Below are 21123 nucleotides of genomic sequence, written 5' to 3' on the forward strand. Positions count from 1 at the left end.
ACGCGAAACGGCGGGCCGCTCACCGGGCGGCCCGCCGTTTCCCCGTGCTCCGCGCGGACCTACGCCGCCTTCGCCTTGCTCGCGTACATGTCCACGTACTCCTGACCGGACAGCCGCATGACCTCGGTCATCACGGAGTCCGTCACCGCCCGCAGGACGTAGCGGTCGCGGTCCATGCCCTCGTAGCGGGAGAACTCCATCGCCTCGCCGAAGCGGACCGTGACCTTGCCCGGCCGGGGCAGACCGGCGCCGCCCGGCTGGAGCTTGTCGGTGCCGATGACGGCGAACGGGACGACCGGGGCGCCCGTCATCAGGGTGAGCCGGGCGATACCGGTGCGGCCGCGGTAGAGGCGGCCGTCGGGGGAGCGGGTGCCCTCCGGGTAGATGCCGAAGACGTGCCCCTCCTCCAGGATGCGCCGGCCGGTCATCAGAGCCGCCACCCCGCCCCGGCCGCCGTCCCGGTCGACCGGGACCATGCCGACCCCCGTGAAGAACCAGGCCATCAACCGCCCCTTGAGGCCCTTGCCCGTGACGTACTCGTCCTTGCCGATGAAGAAGACCTGCCGGTCGCAGGTCAGCGGCATGATCACCGAGTCGATGAAGGTGAGGTGGTTGCCGGCCAGGATCACCGGGCCGTCGCCCGGGATGTTCTCCACACCCTCCACCCGTGTGCGGAACATCAGGCGCATGATCGGGCCGAGCACTGCCTTGATGAACACGAAGCGGGACAACGAGCCCTCCGGTGTCGGGATGCGGTATGAGTCTGTGCAGGTGAGGACATTACTCGCGGCCCGGGGGGTCACGCACCTCGGGTCACCCGGGTCCCGGCGCGCTGTTGACGCGTGTTCACCTGCGGTACCGGGGTGTCGCGCGGCGGCCGCGCCTCCACACGAATGTGAGGCAGGTCGCGCCCGCGGGACCCGCAGCAACGGTTCGGGGGGTGCGGACACGGCCCGGATCGAAGCACACCGGACACGTCGATCGCGTGAGGCGCGCCGCGCGGGCCACGCCACCGGATGCCGTCTCCTGCGTCTGCCCCGCCGTGCCGCGGTCAACGTCTGCCCCGCCGTGCCGCGGCCAAGCCGACCGCGCACCGTCCGTCCGCCCCCGGCACCCCGGGCGCGCCCGCGACACGACATCCCCGCGCACCCGCGTGTTCCGGCCACGGTCTCCCGCTCGTCATGTACGCGCCCCTACGATCGGCCCGCACGGGACGGTCGACGGCAGGAGGGTCCCATGGGAACGCGGAAGTCGGACGAGCGGGCGGACGGCGGCACCGGACGGCGGGCGGTGCTCGGCGCGGCGGTGCTCGGCGCGGGCGGGGCCGTCCTGGGTCTGCCCGGAACGGCGCGGGCCGCCGGTGCCCGGCACGGTGACGGACACGGCGACGGGGTGCGGAGCCTGCCGGTCCCGACCGTCATCGGCCACCGCGGAGCCAGCGGCTACCGCCCCGAACACACCTTCGCCTCCTACGAACTGGCCCTCGACCTGGGTGCCGACATCGTCGAGGCGGGCGACCTGGTCCCCACGAAGGACGGCCATCTCGTCTGCCGGCACGAGCCGGAGATCGGCGGCACCACGGACGTCGCCGACCACCGCGAGTTCGCCGGCCGCAGGCGCACCAAGCTGCTCGACGGGGTCTCCACCACCGGCTGGTTCACCGAGGACTTCACGCTCGCCGAGCTGAAGACGCTCCGCGCCACCGAGCGCATCCCGGCCAACCGCCCGCACAACGCCCTCTACGACGGCCGCTGGGAGATCCCCACGTTCGAGGAGGTGCTGCGCTGGCAGAACGAGCAGACCCGCAAGCGGGGCAAGCAGGTGTGGATCTACCCCGAACTCAAGCACCCCACCTACTTCCGCAAGCTGGGCCTCGGGACGGAGGAGCGCCTGGCACGGCTGCTGCGCAAGTACGGCAAGGACCGGAAGAACTCGCCCGTCATCATCCAGTCCTTCGAACCCACCAGCATCCAGCGGATGAACAAGCTGGTCGGCAACCCGCTCGCCGTCCTGCTGTCCGGCGCGGACAGCCGTCCCTGGGACTTCGTCGAGACCGGCGACCCGCGCACGACCGCCGACCTCGTCACCCCCGAGGGCCTGAAGGAGATCGCCTCCTACGCGCAGGGCATCGGCCCCACCCTCGACCTGATCATCCCGAAGGACTCCGCCGGCCGTCTCACCGAGCCGACGACCCTGGTCCGCGACGCGCACCGCGCGGGACTGATCCTCCACCCCTACACCATGCGCAACGAGAACCCCTTCCTGCCCGCGGAGTTCCGCAAGGGCGACGACCCCGACGCCTACGGCGACGCCTTCGGCGCGTTCCGCGCGTACTTCGCCACCGGCATCGACGGCGTCTTCACCGACAATCCGGACACGGGCGTGCTGGCCCGCGAGGACTTCGTCAACGACTGAGCGCCCGCCCCCTGTTGGAGTGAGCTTCGGCCGCCCGGGCAACTCACCGCCCGGGCGGCCGCGTCGACCTGCATATGACGCACGACCTCGTAACCTCCCTGCATCCCCTGCTCGCCGCCGAGGCCTCGGCCGAGGCATATGCCTCCGGAGCCGAACCCGGCGACCTGGAACAGGCGGTCTGGCTGCGCCTGCTGGAACGCCTGGAGGACGACGGTCCGCCCTCCGACCCGCACCGCTGGCTGCGCAGCGCCGTACGCACCGAGGCCCGCCGGACCCGCCGTACGGCCCGCAACGAACGGCCGTACGGGAACGAGCCCGACGCTGTCGCCGAGTACGTCCACGAGCCCGAGCGGATCGCGCTCACCGCGGCCCGGCACCGCGCCCTGCGCGACGCGGTGCGCCGGCTGCCGGGCCGCTGCCCCCGGCTGATGGAGGCCCTGTTGTCGCCGAAGGACCTCACATACCGGGAGATCGCGGGGGAGTTGGGTATCTCACAGGGCAGTCTTGGCCCGGAACGCTCCCGATGTCTGGGATGTCTGCGGCGATTGCTGACACCGGAGGTTGCGGCGGGCTGAGGACGGGGATAGGAGTGGGGGACCACAGGTGATCAGGTGAGCGGGAGGCATGCGCACATGGGCATGAGCGTGACCATCTCGGCGGCGGCCGAACAGGACGCCGAGCAGATCTTCCGGCTGCAGTACCTCTGCTTCCAGAGCGAGGCGGCGCTGTACGCCAACTACCGCATCGACCCGCTCGTCCAGACCCTCGACTCCGTGCGCGAAGAGGTCGCCACCGACTGCGTCTTCGTGGCACGGCTCGGCGACGAGGTCGTCGGCTCGGTGCGGGGGCGGGTGACCGAGGACGGGGCGGCGTCCATCGGCAAGCTCTGCGTCCACCCCCGGCTCCAGGGGCACGGCATCGGCGCCCGGCTGCTGCGGGCCGCCGAGTCCGCCCTGGGCGAGCAGCGCGGCGCCAAGCGGTTCCGGCTGCACACCGGGCACCGCAGCGAGAGCAACCTGCGGCTGTACCGCCGGGTCGGCTACGAGACGGTCGGGACGGCCGAGGGCGCCGACGGGGTGCCCATGATCGTCCTGGAGAAGCCGGCCGGGACGTACGCGACCACGGCCTGAGTGCCCGGACCGACGGCCCCGGAGTCCCGGACCGCTACGCGGTGCGGGCCCGGCGCAGCCAGAACAGCGCCGACAGCGGCAGCAGCACCGGGATGAACAGGTAGCCCATCCCGTAGTCCGACCACACGGTCGCGTCGGGGAAGGCGGACGGCTCCACCAGCGTCCAGGTGCCGACCGTCAGGACGCCCACCAGCTCGGCGGCGCAGCACACCAGCGCCGCCCTGCGGGCCGTCTCGCCACCGCGCACCAGCGTGTACGTGATGAACCCGTAGACGACGCCCGCGACGGCCGACAGCGTGTAGGCGAGCGGCGCCCGGTCCAGCTCGGTCGCGATCTGGTACACGGACCGCGACACGGCACCGACGACCATCACCCCGTACAGCCACACCAGCAGGATGCCGGGGCCGCTGATCAGCCGCTGCCCGGTCCGCTTCTCCTCCGTGGCCACCACGTCAGCCTCCCCAGATGTCGTACAGCCGGACCTCGAGGACGGCGAGGACGACACCGCCGGCGGCGACCGTCACCGAGCCCCAGCGGGTGCGCTCGGCCAGCGACATGAACCCCGCCGCCGGCACACAGGCGAAGGCGCCCAGCAGATACGCCACGAAGATCGTCGTGCCCTGCGCCGGTTCCTCGCCCCGCGCCAGCTGCACCACGCCGATCACCAGCTGGATCAGCGCCAGCGCCGAGACCACGGCCATGCCGATGAAGTGCCAGTCCTTCGTCGGCTGGTCACGGTAGGCGGCCCAGCCGCACCAGGCGGCGAGCAGCAGCGCGGCGACGCCGGTCACCAGCGTCAGGACGTCAAGCATGGCAGCGAGCCTATTACGGCCCAAAAGGCCCGCCGTCCCCGGCCCCGTATGGTCGGGGACATGAAGCTCCACGCACAGGCCCTCCTGTTCGACAACGACGGCACCCTCGTCTCGACCCTCGCGTCCGTGCGCCGCTGCTGGACGCGCTGGGCCGTCGAGTACGGGATCACCGCCGAGCAGTTCGGGCAGGTCGAACTGCACGGCCGGCCGGCCGCCGAGATAGCCGCCGACCTGCTGCCCGCCGGAGTGGTCGCCGAGGCCGTCGCCCGGATCGAGCAGCTGGAGGTCGAGGACGTGCCCGCCGGAGGCGTGCGGCTGCTGCCCGGCACCCGCGCCTTCCTCGACGCGCTGCCCGCCGACCGCTGGGCCGTCGTCACCTCCGCCACCCGGCGGCTCGCCGAGGCACGGCTCGACGCCGTCGGCATCCTGCCCAAGACGCTCGTCGCCGCCGACGACATCACCCGCGGCAAGCCCGACCCCGAGCCCTACCTGCTCGGCGCGCGTGCCCTGGGTGTCGACCCGGCCGACTGCGTCGTCTTCGAGGACGCTCCCGCCGGGCTCCAGGCGGGTCGCGCCGCCGGCATGCGGACCGTGGCGTTGGCCACAACCCACCGGCCCGACGAACTCGACGCCGACCTGGTGGTCACCGACCTCTCGGCGTTGTCGGCACTGGTCACCGAGGGCGGGGTCGAGGTCACCGTCCGAGGCTGAGCGGCGCCCGGACGACCGGTCACCGTCCACCGCTGTCCAGTATCCGGACAGCGGTCTCCGGACAGAGCCGTACGTCTGCTTTACTGATCCGCATGAGCACCACGAGCGACCGCACCCCTGCGACCGAGGCGACCACGACGCCCGGTGCTCGTTGTATGTGCCGCCGAATGTGCGCCTTCTAGAGGGCCCCCGCACCATCTGAGCCTCGCGCCCCGAAGCGAGCGCCCGCGCCCGTCCGTCCGCGCCCCACGCGCACGCGGCCGGGCCACGCCCCGCGCACACGTTTCTCCCCCGGTCCACCGCCATGGCGCACCGCCACCGCGAGAACCGTGCCGCGTTCCGATGGGCCGAGAACCCGAAGAACAACGCCCCGTGCCCGGCGCCCACCACCGCGCCGCGCACTCGACAGTGACGGAAACCCACGTGATCACCACATCGGGCCTCACCAAGGTCTATCGTTCACGCGGCCGGGAGGTCACCGCCCTGGACGGCGTCGACCTGCACGTCCGCGAGGGCGAGGTGTACGGCGTCATCGGCCAGTCCGGCGCCGGCAAGTCCTCGCTCATCCGCTGCGTCAATCTCCTGGAGCGCCCCACCTCCGGCACGGTCACCGTCGCCGGGCAGGACCTCACCGCCCTGGCCGGGCGCGGCCCCCGCGCGGGCCGGGAACTGCGGCAGGCGCGCAGCCGTATCGGCATGGTCTTCCAGCACTTCAACCTGCTGTCCTCCCGGACGGTGCGGGACAACGTCGAACTGCCGCTGGAGATCCTCGGCACCTCCGGGAAGGAACGTTCCCGCAAGGCGCTGGAGCTGCTCGACCTGGTCGGCCTCGCCGACAAGGCCGGGGCCTACCCCGCCCAGCTCTCCGGCGGGCAGAAGCAGCGCGTCGGCATCGCCCGCGCCCTGGCCGGCGACCCCAAGGTCCTGCTGTCCGACGAGGCCACCAGCGCCCTCGACCCGGAGACCACCCGCTCCATCCTCCAGCTGCTGCGCGACCTGAACCGGCAGCTCGGTCTCACCGTCCTGCTCATCACCCACGAGATGGACGTCGTCAAGAGCATCTGCGACTCGGCCGCCCTCATGGACCGGGGCCGCATCGTCGAGTCGGGCACCGTCGGCGAACTCCTCGCCACCCCGGGCTCCGAACTGGCCGCCGCGCTCTTCCCGGTCGGCGGTGAGGCCTCCGGCGACGACCGCACCGTTCTGGACGTCACCTTCCACGGGGAGGCCGCGACCCAGCCCGTCGTCTCCCAGCTCTCGCGCACCTACAACATCGACATATCGATCCTCGGTGCCGCCATCGACACCGTCGGCGGTCTCCAGGTCGGCCGGATGCGCATCGAGCTGCCCGGCCGCTACGAGGACAACGTGGTGCCCGTCGGCTTCCTGCGTGAACAGGGGCTGCAGATCGACGTGGTGAACGGGACGCCGGACGCGTCGGCCGTCCCGGCCGCCCCCGCCTCGCTGGTGAAGGAAGGTGCCAAGTGACCTGGTCGCAGATGCAGCCGCTGCTGGAGCAGGCCTCCTGGGAGACCCTGATCATGGTCGGCTGGTCCACCCTGATCGCGGTCGTCGCCGGGCTCCCGCTCGGTGTGCTCCTCGTCCTCACCGACCGGGGCGGACTGCTGCAGAACGTCGTGGTGAACAAGGTCATCGGCCAGATCGTGAACATCGGGCGCTCGATGCCGTTCATCATCCTCATGGTCGCGCTGATGAGCTTCACCCGCTGGATCACCGGCACCACCATCGGCAGCGAGGCCGCGATCGTGCCGCTCGCCATCGGCGGCATCCCGTTCTTCGCGCGACTCGTCGAGACCGCGGTGCGCGAGGTCGACGGCGGGCTCGTGGAGGCCGTGCAGTCCATGGGCGGCAGCACCTGGACCATCGTCCGCAAGGTCCTGGTCCCCGAGTCGCTCCCCTCGCTGATCGCCAGCACCACCACCACGATCATCGCGCTCATCGGCTACTCCGCCATGGCCGGCACCGTCGGCGGCGGCGGACTCGGCGACCTCGCCGTGCGCTACGGCTACCAGCGGTTCGACCCCGGCTTCATGTGGATCACCGTCGCGCTCCTCGCCGTCGCCATCTCGCTCATCCAGTTCGCCGGCGACTACGCCGCCCGCGCACTGCACCGCCGCGGCGGACGCGGCGGCGCGGGTCCCAGGCTCCGCCTGCTCAAGGCCGAGGAGCCCGCCGCGGCCGACGTGAGCAAGGTCGCGTAACCCACCCCCAGGACTCCCCGGCCCTCACCCGGGACGGGGTCGCACCACCTCAGGAAAGGCACTTTTCGTGCGTAACACCGCCAAGATCACCACCGCCGTCCTCGCCGCCGGAGCCCTCACCCTCGGGCTCAGCGCCTGCGGCTCGGACAAGGACTCCGCCTCCGACACGTCCGGCCCGCTCGTCGTCGCCGCGACGCCCGTGCCGCACGCCGAGATCCTCAACTACGTCAAGGACAACCTGGCGAAGAAGGAGGGCCTCGACCTGGAGGTCAAGGAGTTCACCGACTACGTCACGCCGAACACGGCGACGGAGGACGGCTCGGTGGGCGCCAACTACTTCCAGACCGAGCCCTACCTCGCGGACTTCAACAAGAAGAACGGCACCCACCTGAAGTCCGTCGCCTCGGTGCACCTGGAGCCCCTCGGCCTCTACTCCAAGAAGGCCGACAAGGTCGGTGACCTGAAGAACGGCGCGACCGTCGCCCTGCCCAACGACACGGTCACCGAGGCGCGCGCCCTGCAGCTGCTGGCGTCGGAGGGCCTGCTCACCCTCAAGGAGGGCGTCGGCAACTCGGCCACGACCGCCGACATCACCGAGAACCCGAAGGACCTCGAGTTCAAGGAGCTGGAGGCGGCCCAGACCCCCCGCGCCCTGAACGACGTCGACGCGGCCGTCATCAACGGCAACTTCGCCCTGGACGCCGACCTCAAGCCCGCCAAGGACGCCCTCGTCCTGGAGTCCGCCGACGACAACCCGAACGTCAACCTGCTCGTCGTCAAGGAGGGCCAGGAGGACGACCCGCGGGTGAAGAAGCTCGCCAAGCTGCTCACCTCGCCCGAGGTGAAGAAGTTCATCGAGGACAACTACGCCGGGTCCGTGCTCCCCTCCTTCTGACCGGTCCGGTCCCCCTGGTCCCTCCCGGTCCCTTCCGGTCGGTTGCGGGCCCTCCGGCCGGTCCCGACCCCGCGTCACCCACCGGGTCCGCTCCGTGCTCACGGGGCGGACCCGGTGGTGCGGTTGAGTGCTTTCATGCTGCATGCTGGGCAGTTCGAGCAGTCCCCGACGGTCACCGGATTACGGAGCGGCGCATGACGAGCACCTTCCCCAACATCTCCATCAGCACGGAGCGGTTGGTGCTGCGCCCCCTCGACGAGGACGACGTCCCCGCGCTGGCCGCGATGATGAACGACGAGCAGGTCGCCGCCTGGACCCACGTCCCCCAGCCCTTCACCGAGGACGACGCCGCCACCTGGATCGGCGAGTACGCCCCCGCCGAGCGCACCGGGGGCCGGGGCCTGGACCTCGCCGTCACCGAGTTCCTCACCCAGCGACTGGTCGGCGTCGTCCAGCTGACCAAGACCAACTGGCACGTACGGTCCACCGAACTCTCCTACATAGTGGCCCCCTGGGCCCGGGGTGAGGGGTACGCGTCCGAGGCGGCGCTCGCCACCGCCCAGTGGCTGTTCGGCGACCAGAAGTTCGAGCGCGTCGAGCTGCGCACCGCGGCCGACAACACCGCCTCCCAGCAGGTCGCCCAGAAGATCGGGTGCATCAGCGAAGGCGTACTGCGCGGCGCCTGCATGGCGCGCGTCCGCACCGACGACGGCGTCTGGTCGGACGTACGCACCGACTTCATCGTGTGGAGCCTGCTGCCGGAGGACCTCGAAGGCGCCACCGGAGAGCTGACCGACACCGACGGTTTCACCACCTTCACGGACTGGAACTGACACACACGGGGACCACCGGCGCCGCCGCCCGGTCCCGGACCGCACCGGGTACGCTCACGGAGCGCGCCCGCGACGGTGTCACGATTACCACCTGCGAAAACCCTGGAGACTGACGACGATGGCCGACCGGGTCACGGTGATCGGCTGGGACGGTTCGCCGCTGACCGCCGCGGCACGCTCCGCACTGGGTGCCGCCACCCTGGTGGCAGGCGCCGCACACCACCTGGCACTTCCCGAGGTACCGCCCGGCGCCGAACGCATCCGGCTCGGCAGCGTCGCCCTCGCCGCCCGCCGCCTCGCCGCCCACCGCGGCACGACGGTCGTCCTGGCCGACGGCGACCCCGGCTTCTTCGGCGTCGTACGCACCCTGCGTGCCCCCGAGTTCGGCCTCGAAGTGGAGGTCGTCCCCGCCGTCTCCTCGGTGGCCGCCGCCTTCGCCCGCGCCGGAATGCCCTGGGACGACGCCCACGTGGTGGTCGCCCACCCCCGCACCCTGCGACGCGCGGTGAATGTCTGCCGGGCCCACTCCAAGGTCGCGGTCCTCACCTCACCGGGCGCCGGTCCGGCCGAACTGGGCCTGCTGATGGAGGGCGTCCACCGCACCTTCGTCATCTGCGAGGAACTCGGCACCACCCGCGAACGCGTCACCGTCGTCACCTCCGACAAGGCCGCCGACCACACCTGGCGCGACCCGAACGTCGTCATCGTGGCGGGCGGGAGCGCCGGTCCCGCCGTCGAGGGCGACGGCACCGGCTGGATCGCGGGCCGCGCGCCCGCCGGCGGCCCGCGCGGCTGGTCACTGCCCGCCTCGGCGTACGGCGGCGAACTGGGCGAGGGCGAGAGCGACCTGCTCCGCACCGCCCAACTGGCCCGGCTCGGGCCGCGCCTCGGCGATCTCGTGTGGGACATCGGCTGCGGCAGCGGCGCCTTCGCCACCGAGGCCGCGCGCGGCGGCGCCGCCGTCATCGCGGTGGACCGGGACCGGGAGGCCTGCGCGCGCACCGAGGCCACCGCACGGCACTTCGGCGTCCAGCTCCAGACCGTGCACGGCGACGCACCGCACATCCTGGAGAACCTCCCCGAACCGGACGTCGTCCGGGTCGGCGGCGGGGGAGCGGCCGTGGTCTCCGCGGTCGCCGACCGCCGCCCGCAGCGCATCGTCGCGCACGCCGCGACCCGCGACGCGGCCGAACTCGTCGGCAGGGACCTGACGGAGCACGGATACCGCGTCGAGTGCGCCCTGTTGCAGTCCGTGGAACTCGACACCCGGGCCTGGACGGAGACGGAGCGGAGCGTGGCGTTCCTGCTCAGCGGAGAGATCGTGCGGCGCGAGGCGCCCCGTTGAGGACCGACGACGACCGCGCCCCGTGATCGGTTGGTCATACCGCGCGGGGTAGGCTGGCGGATTGTTGTACCGCGTGCGGACACCCGGCTGTTCGTCGGGCGATGTCCGTAAAAAACCGTTCCTTCGGGGGTGGGCGCGGTACGGCAGAACCGGAGGACGCGCAACGTGGCGCAGTCCACAGCGAGCCGTCGCGGATCAAGCTGTCGTGGCGGGGGAACGACCGGGACAATGCCACTCAATGGCTTTGTCGTCTTTTCCTGCGGGTCGTTCGTGCCGCTGGGCACGCACGCTCGTTCTCACTACGGGGCGGTCGGTGCGCCGTCCCGGGCGAGCTGGTCGTAGAAGCACTAACCGATGGGCGAGGGGTTACGCATGACCGACACCGGCCAGATCCCGGGCGAGGGGCTGCCGGAGGACGCAGGCACGGTGGAGCAGCCGGGCGTCCCCGCACCCGGCGCGTACACCTACCTCTCCGAGGCCACCGCCGAGGACGAGGACCTGCTGTTGCTGCCGGGAGCCCAGAGTGCCTGGGGCAACGAGGTCGCGCCGCCGGCGCCGGAGCCGGTCGTCGAGACCGTGCACCAGCCCGGCCCGCACGAGATGTCCGGTCGGGACAGCGGTTCGGTCGACCTGGGCGGCGTCCGCCTGCCCGACCCGGCACAGGACCCCATGGCCACCCCGGTCCCGCAGCGCCGGCCCCTCCACCTCGGCCCGCCCATCCCCGACGCCTCCGCGAGCCCGGTCCGCTCCCTCGCCGACCGCGGCCCCGCCGACGCGCCGGTACGGCATCCCGGCCCGCCGACCGCCGGGCCGGAGTACCTCGACGTCCCGCAGGCCGCCATGGCCACCCCGCAGGCGGCGGCGCCCTGGGGCGCGCAGCCGGTACCGCAGGCCCACGGGGCGCCGGCGGACTCCGGGGCGGGACACGCGGAAACGGTTGTTCCGGTGCCGGAGCAGGCGTCCGAGCCGGTGGGCGCGGCCCAGGCCCTCGTGACCCGTGTGGCGACGGAGGCCGTGGCGGCGACGGGCGGGGCGTCCGGGGACACCGGAGAACCCGCCGAGCCGTACGAGATGCCCTCGCCGGAGGCCGTACCCGCCCCCGACGCGCTCACCGCGGAGCCCGCGGGCGAGCCCGCCGAGCCCGCCCAGGAGACCCAGGACCCCCAGGCCGCGCCGGAGACCCAGGACGTCCCCGCACCGGCGGAGGTCCAGGACGTCCCAGCACCCGTGGCGGGCCAGGACGCTCCCGAGCAGGCGACCGCGGAGCAGGCGCCGGCAGCGGCGGCGGTGGAGACACCGGAGACGCCCGACGAACTCCGGGCGGCTCACGCCCCGGAGGCTCCCGCGCCGCGGGAACAGCCGTACGGCGAAGCGTTCGAGCCCGAGGCTTCGGAGCCCGAAGGCGCCGAGCCCGAGGCCGCCGACGTGTCGGCATCGGACGTGTCCGTGGCCGTCCCGGCGGCCGGAGCGACCGCACCCGAGCCGGCCCCGGAGCAGCCCGCCCCCGTCCGCGAGGAGCCCGTGCCCTTCCAGGAGGAGGCCGCGCAGCCGCAGCCGGCCGCGCAGCCCGTCCCGGAGCAGGCGCCGCACCCGCATCCGGACATCCAGCCCGCGCCGCAGTTCGCCGTTCCGCAACCGGCCCCGGAAGCCGATCCGCAGGCAGCCCCGGAGACCGCGGCTCCGCAGCCCGCTCAGGGTCCCCAGTCCCTCCTGGACGCCGGCGCACCGCAGGAACAGCACGAGCAGCAGGAGCAACAGGAGCAGCAGGACCTGGAGGCGGCCGTGAGGGAGGCCGCCCCGCAGTCCGTCGAGGAGGAGGTGCCCGCCACCGGCAACGCCACGTCGGAGCCGCTCCCCGCCCAGGCCCCCGCCGCTCCGGAACCGCCTTCGGACCAGTTCGTGCAGTTCCTGCCCGTCGACGGCGGTCAGGTGCCCACGGCCCCGCATCTCGCCCCCACGCCGCCCGAGGCCGTTCTGCTCCCGCCGGAGGCACGCGAGCCGGTCGCCGACGAACCGGCCGCCGACGAACCGCCCGTCACGGACCCGGTCGCCGACGAGCCGGTGGCCGAGGTCCCCGCGCCCCGCGAGGCCGACCCCGCACTCGTCCAGAGCGCCGACGACCTCGACACCCGCGGTGCCGCCCAGGAGTACCCGGCGCCCGGAGCGCCGGATGCGGCGGACCTGCCCGACGCACCCCCCGCGGACCACGCGGACCCCGCGCTCCAGGAACCGCTCGCGGCCCAGGCCGGGCCCGCGGCCGAGGAAGCCCCCGCGCCCGAGGAAGCCCCCGCGCACGAGGGCCCGCACGACGCGGACAGCCCCGTGACGCACGAGGACCCGCACGCGGGCACCCCCGCGCCCGCGGTCGCGCCCGCCGAGGGACGACAGCCCGCCGGCCCCGCGGCCCCCGCCTACGACGACGCCGAGCGCGAGGCCGTACTGAAGGTCATGCGCGAGCGCCGCGACATCCGCAACGGCTTCCGCAGCGACCCCATCCCGCACGAGGTGCTGCTCCGGGTCCTGGAGGCCGCGCACACCGCACCCTCCGTCGGCCACTCGCAGCCCTGGGACTTCGTCGTCATCCGCAGCGCCGACACCCGCCGCGCGATGCACGAACTGGCGATGCGTCAGCGCGACGCGTACGCCAAGTCGCTGCCCAAGGGCCGGGCCAAGCAGTTCAAGGAACTGAAGATCGAGGCCATCCTCGACACCCCGGTCAACATCGTCGTCACCGCAGACCCCACCCGTGGCGGGCGGCACACCCTCGGCCGCCACACGCAGCCGCAGATGGCGCCGTACTCCTCCGCGCTCGCCGTCGAGAACCTCTGGCTCGCCGCCCGCGCCGAGGGCCTCGGCGTCGGCTGGGTCAGCTTCTTCGACGAGCGCGAGATGGTGCGCGCCCTCGGCCTGCCCGAGCACCTGGACATCGTCGCCTACCTGTGCGTCGGATACGTGGACGAATTCCCGGACGAGCCCGAGCTGATGCAGGCCGGCTGGTCCAAGCGCCGCCCGCTGTCCTGGGTCGTGCACGAGGAGACGTACGGCCGTCGCGCCCTGCCCGGCGAGGCGCCGCACGACCTGCTCGCCGAGACCGTCGCGCAGATCCGCCCGCTGGACGCCAAGGCACTCGGCGAGGCCTGGGAGCGGCAGAAGCGCATGACCAAGCCGGCCGGCGCACTCGGCATGCTGGAGATCATCTCCGCCCAGCTGGCCGGACTGTCCCGGCAGTGCCCCCCGCCCATCCCGGAGCCCGCCGCCGTCGCGGTCTTCGCCGGCGACCACGGAGTGCACGCCCAGGGCGTCACCCCCTGGCCGCAGGAGGTCACCGCCCAGATGGTGGCCAACTTCCTGGGCGGGGGAGCGGTCTGCAACGCCTTCGCCACCCAGGTCGGCGCCGAGGTGTGCGTCGTGGACGTCGGTGTCGCCACCGACCTGCCCGCGACGCCGGGCCTGCTGCCCCGGAAGGTCCGCGCGGGCACGTCCGACATGACCACCGGCGCCGCGATGACCCGCGAGGAGGCCAAGCAGGCCGTCGAGGTCGGCATCGAGACCGCCCGCGACCTGGTGGCGGCCGGCAACAAGGCGCTGCTCACCGGCGAGATGGGCATCGCGAACACCACCGCGTCCGCCGCGCTCATCTCCGTGTTCACCGGCGCCGACCCGGCCGAGGTCACCGGCCGCGGCACCGGCATCAACGACGAGACGCTGGTCCGCAAGACCGAGGTCGTCCGCCGCGCCCTCGAACTCCACCAGCCGGACCCCGCGGACCCGATCGGCGTCCTCGCGGCGATCGGCGGCTTCGAGCACGCGGCCATGGTCGGCCTGCTGCTCGGCGGTGCCTCCCTGCGCACCCCGGTGATCCTGGACGGCGTCAGCGCCGGAGCCGCCGCCCTGGTGGCCCGTGCGATCGCCCCCGAGGTCCTGGCCGCCTGCATCGCCGGTCACCGCAGTGCCGAACCCGGCCACGTCGCCGCGCTCAACAAGCTGGGCCTGCGTCCGCTGGTCGACCTCGACCTCCGCCTCGGTGAGGGCACCGGCGCGCTCCTCGCGCTCCCGATGGTGCAGAGCACCGCGCGGGCCATGCACGAGGTCGCGACGTTCGACTCGGCGGGCGTCACCGAGAAGTAGCGGCGGCCGACGGGGCCCGGGCGCACGGTGCCGGGCCCCGCCGGGCCGCGGCGCCCGCGGCCGCCGCAGGGCGTCCCGGTCCAACCACCGGACCACCTGGGCCCCGCCCGCCACCCCGCCGTAAAATCCGCACGTCAGCGCCATCGCCGCAAGAGGAGCCGTCCCCTCATGGCCGAACACCCCGCCTACCCCGTAGGCCTCCGCCTCACCGGCCGTCGCGTGGTCGTCCTCGGCGGCGGGCAGGTCGCCCAGCGCCGCCTGCCCGCCCTCATCGCGGCCGGCGCCGACGTCCACCTCGTCTCGCCGGAGGCCACCCCCTCCGTCGAGGCCATGGCGGACGCGGGCGAGATCGCATGGGAGCGGCGCCCGTACGCGGAAGGGGACCTCGCGGGCGCCTGGTACGCGCTGATCGCCACCAGCGACGCCGAGGCCAACCACGCCGCCTCCGCCGAGGGCGAGCGGAACCGCGTGTGGTGTGTGCGCGCCGACGACGCCGACCAGGCCACCGCGTGGACCCCGGCGACCGGGCACAGCGAGGGCGTCACCGTCGCCGTGCTCACCACCGACGCGCGCTACCGCGACCCCCGCCACACCGCGGCCATCCGCGACGCGGTGGTGGAGGGCCTGCGCGACGGGACCCTCGTCGCCCCGCACCAGCGCAGCCGTACCCCGGGTGTCGCCCTGGTCGGCGGCGGTCCCGGCGACCCGGACCTGATCACCGTCCGCGGGCGCCGTCTGCTCGCCGAGGCCGACGTCGTCATCGCCGACCGGCTCGGCCCGCGCGACCTGCTGGCCGAACTGCCGCCGCACGTCGAGGTCATCGACGCGGCGAAGATCCCGTACGGGCGCTTCATGGCCCAGGAGGCCATCAACAACGCGCTGATCGAGCACGCCAAGCAGGGCAAAGCGGTCGTACGGCTCAAGGGCGGCGACCCGTTCGTCTTCGGGCGGGGCATGGAGGAGGCGCAGGCGCTGGCCGAGGCGGGCATCGCCTGCACCGTCGTCCCCGGCATCTCCAGCACGATCTCGGTACCCGGCGCGGCCGGCATCCCGGTCACCCACCGGGGCGTCGCCCACGAGTTCACCGTGGTCAGCGGCCACGTCGCCCCCGACGACGAGCGCTCCCTTGTCGACTGGCCCTCCCTCGCCAAGCTCACCGGCACGCTCGTCATCCTCATGGGCGTCGACAAGATCGGCAGGATCGCGGAGGCCCTCGTCGCGCACGGCAAGTCCCCGGACACCCCGGTCGCCCTGGTCCAGGAGGGCACGACGGCCGCCCAGCGCCGGGTGGACGCGACCCTCGCCACTGTCGCCGAGACGGTCGTCGCCCGGGAGGTCCGGCCGCCCGCCGTCATCGTCGTCGGCGAGGTCGTCGCCGTGGGCCCGCACGGGACGGTGTGACGTGGCCGGCCTCGTCACGATCGACGACCCCGACGACCCGCGCCTGCACGACTACACCGGCCTGACCGACGTCGAGCTGCGCCGGCGCCGCGAACCCGCCGAGGGCCTGTTCATCGCCGAGGGCGAGAAGGTCATCCGGCGGGCCGGCGAGGCGGGCTACGCGATGCGCTCGATGCTGCTGTCCGCCAAGTGGGTCGCCGCCATGCGCGACGTCATCGACGACGCCCCGGCACCGGTGTACGTCGTCGACCCCGAACTCGCCGAACGGGTCACCGGCTACCACGTGCACCGTGGCGCGCTGGCCTCCATGCAGCGCAAGCCCCTTCCCACCGCGGCCGGCCTCCTGACCACCGCCCGCCGCGTCGTCGTCATGGAGTCCGTCAACGACCACACCAACATCGGGGCGATCTTCCGCTCCGCCGCAGCGCTCGGCATGGACGCGGTGCTGCTCTCCCCGGACTGCGCGGACCCCCTGTACCGGCGCAGCGTCAAGGTCTCGATGGGCGCGGTCTTCTCCGTGCCCTACGCCCGCCTCGACACCTGGCCGGCCGGGCTGGCGACGGTCGGCGAGGCCGGCTTCACCCTCCTCGCCCTCACCCCCGACGAGCGGGCCGAGCCCCTCGACGCGGTCGCCCCGCACCGCATGGAGCGGGTGGCCCTCATGCTGGGCGCCGAGGGCAGCGGCCTGTCCCGACGGGCCCTGGCGGCGTCCGGCACATGGGTGCGCATCCCGATGTCCCACGGCGTCGACTCCCTGAACGTGGGCGCGGCGGCCGCGGTCGCCTTCTACGCGGTGACGGTGGGACGCCCTACGGCGTGAGTCCCGTCCGGGCGCGGCGTACCGGCTACGCGGTGACGGCGGGACGCCCTACGGCGTGAGTCCCGTCCGGGCACGGCACACCGACTACGCGGTGACGGCGGGCGCCTGTCGGGACGGCGCTCGTCCGGGCGTGGCATGGCGATCACGCGGGGACGACGGGCGCCTCTTGGAGCGAGCCCCGTCCGGGCACGGCACTCCGGCCACGCGGTGACGCCGGGCGGCGCCTCGGCGTGAGCCCCGTGGGGGGCGCACCCCGACTCAGAGTGCCGGCTGCCCCGGCAGGCCGCTGGGCGGGTCCACCCGCTCCTGTTGCTGGGTCGCCCGCAGGCCACCGCCCCGGTCGTCGCCGAGTCCGCGCGAGGGCCCCTGGCAGCCCTGCGCGGCCGCGATACCCAGCGCGACCAGCAGCGTCACCACCACGAACACGAACAGGCGCTGCCGCAGCAGCCGCGGATTGGCGGGCCGCCGCCAGCCGCCCCCCGTCGTCCTCGGCGCCGTACGGCCGGCCCCACTGCGGGGCGCCGGCCTGCCGCCGCCGTCGTTGCGGGAGGCGCTACGGCCGCCCGTGTCGCGCGAGGAGGGCGTGGGCCGGGCCCCGGACCGCGCCCCCGTGCCGCCTCCACGCGACGGAGTGCCGCCCCGCGAGGGCGTGCCGCCGCGCGAGGGCGTGCCGCCGCGCGACGGAGCCGCGCCCCGGGACGTGGGCCCCCGCGACCCTGACGTGCCGCGCGGCGCCGGGGTGCCCTGCGCGCCCGGCCGGCCCTGCGGACGCCGCCGGTCACGCTCCGGGTAGGTGTCGGCGAGCCGCCCCGTGGGCCGGTCGGCCTCGGCACTGCGCGGCGCGGGCGGCCGTACGTCGGCCATGCCCTGGGCCTCCCGGGCCGCGATCTCCTTGAGCCGCAGCGACAGTTGCAGGGTGCTGGGGCGCTCCTCGGGGTCCTTGGCCAGGCACGCCCGCACCAGCGGGGCGAGCGCGTCCGGGACGCCGTGCAGCTGGGCCTCCTCGTGCACCACGCGGTACAGCATCACCTCGGAACTGCCGTGCCCGAAGGGCGAGTCGCCCATCGACGCGTACGCCAGCGTGGCCCCCAGCGAGAACACGTCCGTCGCCGGTGTGACCGCGGCCCCGCGCACCTGCTCCGGCGCGAGGAAACCGGGGGAGCCGACCGCGGTGCCGACGTGCGTGAGCGTGGAGGCACCGGTGGCCCAGGCGATGCCGAAGTCGATGATCCGCGGTCCCTTCGGGGACAGCAGGATGTTGGACGGCTTGAGGTCCCGGTGCACCACCCCGGCCTCGTGCACGGCGACCAGGCCCTCGGAAAGAGCGGCGCCCACGGCCGCGACGTCGGCCGCGATCAGCGGACCCCCGTCGACGACCTTGTCGTGCAGGGAGGGGCCGGGCACGTACTGCGTGGCGAACCAGGGACGGTCCGCCTCCAGGTCCGCGGCGACCAGCCGGGCGGTGCAGCCGCCCCGGATGCGCCGGGCCGCCGACACCTCGCGCGCGAACCTGGACCGGAACTCCTGGTCCTCCGCCAGGTCGGGCCTGATGACCTTCAGCGCGACCCGCTGCCCCTTCTTGTCGGAGCCCAGGTAGACCACGCCCATCCCACCCGCGCCGAGCCGTCTGTGAAGCCTGAACGAGCCGACGACGCGCGGGTCCTCGCGCCTCAGGCGCATCATCGCCATGTTCATCCCCGCTGCCCGGTCCCTGTGACGTGCCACAGCTTACGTTTCCACGGCCGCCCGCGCGCAGAGGCCGCGCCCTCTCGGGACAACGGATTGTCAGTGCCCGGCACGACAGTTGAGGCGGGGTCAGCGCACCCGCCCGATGACCGGCAGCACTCCGGCCGTGATCCCAACCCCCCGTGGCGGCCGGGGGATTGGGCCTGAGCGGGGTGACCTGGCCGGGGCGGTCCCTCCGTCCCCGGCACGGCGGCGGGCCTGGCGGGTCCCGGGGCGGGCACGGAAGGGTGCGGGGAGGGGGACGAAGTGAGAGAAGTCACCGGACAGTCCGGAGATATGAGGACACGGTGGGCGCCCCCTCCGGGACGACCCCGACACCCGGTGGGCGGTCTCCACCCAGGGGAGTACGCGGCCGGTCCCGGCTCATCCTCCGGGAGGCCCGGCAATCGGTACGAGGGCATGACGTCCGGGGACCGCCGGGCCCATAGATTTGAGGTCAAGCGGCGGGTGGCAGCACTCGTCCCCCGAGGTCAGACACCCGCCGCTGCGAGACAACGACAACCGAGACACGCAACGGTCAGGAGAGGGACCATGGCCCAGACGGTTCCGCGGACACTGCTCCGCACACGCGCAAGCCGCCGTCAGGGCCGTCGCCACCCCGCGGTGGCGACGCTCATGGCCCTGCCCCTGGCGGTCCTGCTCCTCCTCGTCTTCGACGGGTGGGAGACAGTGGCCACACAGGCGTCGTCCGTGGGTGTGGTGCTGGGGCGCTGAGCGGCGACCCCAGGCCCGGAAGAGCGGTCCGGGCGGGGACATCCATCCATGAAACCCCGTGGGGACGGGGGTGCGGCGGACGGCAAAATGCCGGCGCAGCTGGGGAGCTGCGCCGGCATTGCTTTTCCCCGCCCATCGGCCAGTCCGGCGCACAGGACGACCGAACCGGCGCCGGACCCGGCCACGACCAGCCCGCCCTGCGCCCTGGCCCGCCAGACCCCGTACCCGACCCCGCCGCGCCCTGCGCCCGCGCACCGCGCCTTGTGCCCGCGCCCGCCGCACCCTGCGCCCACGCCCGCCGCACCCTGCGGCCGACCCCGTCAGGCCCTGCCGCCGCACCCGCCGCGCCCTGTATGCCCGGGCCCCACGCCTTGTGTCAGACTCCGCCGCCCCCTGCGGCCGAGCCCGCCAGACCCTGCGCCCGAGCCCGCCGTGCTCCGCCGCCCCCTGCGCCCGAGCCCGCCACACCCGGCGGCCACGCATCCCAAGTCCTGCGTACCCTCACCCACGTGACCACGGACGACCAAGCCCTCCTCCCCGCCCTGGAGGCCCGCGTCAGGGAGGCGGCCCATGCCCGCACCCCGGCCTGCCCCTGCGGCGCGGCCACCCTCGCCGACCGCCCCGACGCCACCGTCGTCCGGCACGCCGGCACCGTGGCCAAGGCCCATGCCGCGGACGCCGACCCCGCCGAGCTGTCCGGCCGAGTCACCGCCGCCGCCCGCCTCCCCGGCGTACTCCTCCCCCCGCTCGGTCCGGCCCCGGTGGCCCTGCACGGGCGGCTCGTCACGTACTGGCCCTACGGCACACCCGTGGACCCGGAGGACCCGGACGGGGCGCCGTGGGAGGCCGCGGCCGCTCTCCTCGCCCGCCTCCACCGCACGCCTGCCCCCACCGCCGTACCGCCCATGCGCGGCCCGGCGAAGGCCGCCCTGGCCGTGGCCGGTCTCCGGGAGGCCGCACCCGGCCACCCCGACGCCGCGCCCGTACTGGCGGCCTGGGCCGCGCTCCCGCCTTGGGCGCGCGGCGAAGCTCCCATGCCGGACACGACGACCCTCTGCCACGGCGACCTCCACCTCGGCCAGCTCGTACGCCACCCCGCACCCGACGGGCCCTGGCTGCTGATCGACGTCGACGACCTCGGCACCGGCGTGCCCGCCTGGGACCTGGCCCGCCCCGCGGCCTGGTACGCGTGCGGGCTGCTTCCGCCCGAGGAGTGGCACCGCTTCCTGTCCGCCTACCGCGCCGGTGGCGGTCCCGCCGTCCCCGCCGACGGCGACCCGTGGCCCGCCCTGGACGTCCCGGCCCGCGCGCTCACCGCGCAGACCGCCGCCCGGGCGCTCACCAAGGCGGTCCTGGCCGGTCGGCCGCTGGACGAGGTGGAGCGTTCCCTGGTCGACGCCTGCGTGCGCATGGCGTCCGTCCGGGCCACCGGCCCACGGGCGGGAGCGGAAACTTCCCCGCAGTAGGGTGCAACCGACCCGCGGCGGGACAGAGTCTGTCCTGGCGATACGCGAAGCAGGACCGACCGGCGAGGAGTTGAGCCGAGCATGCAGTGCCCCAAGTGCCACGCACCGATGCACACCTACAACCGCAACGGCGTTCAGATCGAGCAGTGCAGCGGCTGCCGCGGCATCTTCCTGGACTACGGCGAGCTGGAGTCGCTGACCCGCCTGGAGGCCCAATGGTCCCAGCCCGCTCCGCCGCCCCCGCCCGCCGCGCCGCAGGCGTACCCCGCGGCCCAGGCCCCGGCGTGGGGCGCCCCGCAGCACGGCGGCCACGGTCACTACGGCCACCACCGCCAGAAGAGCTTCGGACGCATGCTCTTCTCCAGCTGACCCGCCGGCGCGGGGCCCGCCCGGCGGGGCCGCGCCCCACGGAGCCCCCCCCCCCGCATACCCCGCCCGGGGGACCGGCGGGGGGGGGGGGGGGGTGGGCGGTAAATGGGGTTTTA

At 74.0% G+C, this 21123-nt stretch carries 19 protein-coding genes; 15 read left to right on the forward strand and 4 right to left on the reverse strand.

Translation table 11 applies throughout. The features are described 5' to 3' along the window. Positions 1-59: 59 nt before the first annotated feature. Complete coding sequence (locus EV562_RS19365) at positions 60-731, reverse strand: lysophospholipid acyltransferase family protein (protein WP_102929886.1); 672 nt, start codon at positions 729-731, stop codon at positions 60-62. Between the two features lie 505 nt (positions 732-1236). On the opposite strand from EV562_RS19365, the gene EV562_RS19370 reads away from it, so the two are divergent. The 3 genes from EV562_RS19370 (at position 1237) to EV562_RS19380 (ending at position 3545) form a co-directional block, all read left to right on the forward strand. Further along, positions 1237-2415: a glycerophosphodiester phosphodiesterase gene (locus EV562_RS19370; protein WP_133888056.1), complete on the forward strand. Its 1179-nt coding sequence runs from the start codon at positions 1237-1239 to the stop codon at positions 2413-2415. Between the two features lie 74 nt (positions 2416-2489). Beyond that, complete coding sequence (locus tag EV562_RS19375; protein WP_133888057.1) at positions 2490-2990, forward strand: sigma-70 family RNA polymerase sigma factor; 501 nt, start codon at positions 2490-2492, stop codon at positions 2988-2990. A 57-nt stretch (positions 2991-3047) separates the two neighbouring features. After that, positions 3048-3545, forward strand: coding sequence for a GNAT family N-acetyltransferase (locus tag EV562_RS19380; protein ID WP_133888230.1), 498 nt, complete (start codon positions 3048-3050; stop codon positions 3543-3545). 34 nt (positions 3546-3579) lie between these two features. Here EV562_RS19380 and EV562_RS19385 read toward each other — a convergent pair whose 3' ends face one another. Both EV562_RS19385 and EV562_RS19390 read right to left on the reverse strand, forming a co-directional pair. Next, positions 3580-3996 (reverse strand): hypothetical protein, encoded by a 417-nt coding sequence (locus EV562_RS19385; protein ID WP_133888058.1) that lies wholly within the window; start codon positions 3994-3996, stop codon positions 3580-3582. Position 3997: 1 nt separating this feature from the next. Then, on the reverse strand, positions 3998-4357 hold the full coding sequence (locus tag EV562_RS19390) for a hypothetical protein (protein ID WP_133888059.1): 360 nt from the start codon (positions 4355-4357) through the stop codon (positions 3998-4000). Positions 4358-4417: 60 nt separating this feature from the next. On the opposite strand from EV562_RS19390, the gene EV562_RS19395 reads away from it, so the two are divergent. From EV562_RS19395 to EV562_RS19435, 9 genes are all read left to right on the forward strand, one after another. Then, positions 4418-5068, forward strand: coding sequence for an HAD family hydrolase (locus EV562_RS19395; protein ID WP_133888060.1), 651 nt, complete (start codon positions 4418-4420; stop codon positions 5066-5068). A 423-nt stretch (positions 5069-5491) separates the two neighbouring features. Beyond that, positions 5492-6556, forward strand: coding sequence for an ATP-binding cassette domain-containing protein (locus tag EV562_RS19400; RefSeq protein ID WP_166661883.1), 1065 nt, complete (start codon positions 5492-5494; stop codon positions 6554-6556). Then, positions 6553-7290: a methionine ABC transporter permease gene (locus EV562_RS19405; RefSeq protein ID WP_166661884.1), complete on the forward strand. Its 738-nt coding sequence runs from the start codon at positions 6553-6555 to the stop codon at positions 7288-7290. The genes EV562_RS19400 and EV562_RS19405 overlap by 4 nt, the downstream gene beginning before the upstream one ends. A gap of 67 nt (positions 7291-7357) precedes the next feature. Continuing rightward, on the forward strand, positions 7358-8185 hold the full coding sequence (locus tag EV562_RS19410) for a MetQ/NlpA family ABC transporter substrate-binding protein (RefSeq protein ID WP_133888062.1): 828 nt from the start codon (positions 7358-7360) through the stop codon (positions 8183-8185). A 194-nt stretch (positions 8186-8379) separates the two neighbouring features. Beyond that, positions 8380-9018 (forward strand): GNAT family N-acetyltransferase, encoded by a 639-nt coding sequence (locus EV562_RS19415; protein WP_133888063.1) that lies wholly within the window; start codon positions 8380-8382, stop codon positions 9016-9018. 118 nt (positions 9019-9136) lie between these two features. After that, the gene (gene cbiE / locus EV562_RS19420) at positions 9137-10363 is read left to right on the forward strand and encodes a precorrin-6y C5,15-methyltransferase (decarboxylating) subunit CbiE (protein WP_133888064.1); all 1227 of its coding nucleotides are present in this window, start codon (positions 9137-9139) and stop codon (positions 10361-10363) included. A gap of 372 nt (positions 10364-10735) precedes the next feature. Next, the gene (cobT, locus tag EV562_RS19425; RefSeq protein WP_133888065.1) at positions 10736-14491 is read left to right on the forward strand and encodes a nicotinate-nucleotide--dimethylbenzimidazole phosphoribosyltransferase; all 3756 of its coding nucleotides are present in this window, start codon (positions 10736-10738) and stop codon (positions 14489-14491) included. A gap of 168 nt (positions 14492-14659) precedes the next feature. After that, a complete protein-coding gene (gene cobA / locus EV562_RS19430) occupies positions 14660-15892 on the forward strand; it encodes a uroporphyrinogen-III C-methyltransferase (RefSeq protein WP_133888066.1) in 1233 nt (410 codons plus the stop codon). 1 nt (position 15893) lies between these two features. After that, positions 15894-16712: an RNA methyltransferase gene (locus tag EV562_RS19435; RefSeq protein WP_133888067.1), complete on the forward strand. Its 819-nt coding sequence runs from the start codon at positions 15894-15896 to the stop codon at positions 16710-16712. Positions 16713-16970: 258 nt separating this feature from the next. Here EV562_RS19435 and EV562_RS19440 read toward each other — a convergent pair whose 3' ends face one another. Next, entirely contained in the window at positions 16971-18407 is a 1437-nt protein-coding gene (locus EV562_RS19440) for a serine/threonine-protein kinase (RefSeq protein WP_166661903.1), read from the reverse strand. A 582-nt stretch (positions 18408-18989) separates the two neighbouring features. Between EV562_RS19440 and EV562_RS19445 the strand changes: the two genes are divergently transcribed. From EV562_RS19445 to EV562_RS19455, 3 genes are all read left to right on the forward strand, one after another. Further along, positions 18990-19172 carry a hypothetical protein gene (locus EV562_RS19445; protein ID WP_133888069.1) on the forward strand — a complete coding sequence of 61 codons (183 nt, stop codon included), beginning with the start codon at positions 18990-18992 and terminating at the stop codon, positions 19170-19172. Positions 19173-19681: 509 nt separating this feature from the next. After that, positions 19682-20638 carry a phosphotransferase gene (locus EV562_RS19450; RefSeq protein ID WP_133888070.1) on the forward strand — a complete coding sequence of 319 codons (957 nt, stop codon included), beginning with the start codon at positions 19682-19684 and terminating at the stop codon, positions 20636-20638. 81 nt (positions 20639-20719) lie between these two features. Further along, on the forward strand, positions 20720-21007 hold the full coding sequence (locus EV562_RS19455; protein ID WP_052837822.1) for a zf-TFIIB domain-containing protein: 288 nt from the start codon (positions 20720-20722) through the stop codon (positions 21005-21007). Positions 21008-21123: the final 116 nt, after the last annotated feature.

Source organism: Streptomyces sp. BK208 (assembly GCF_004364245.1).
GTDB lineage: Bacteria > Actinomycetota > Actinomycetes > Streptomycetales > Streptomycetaceae > Streptomyces.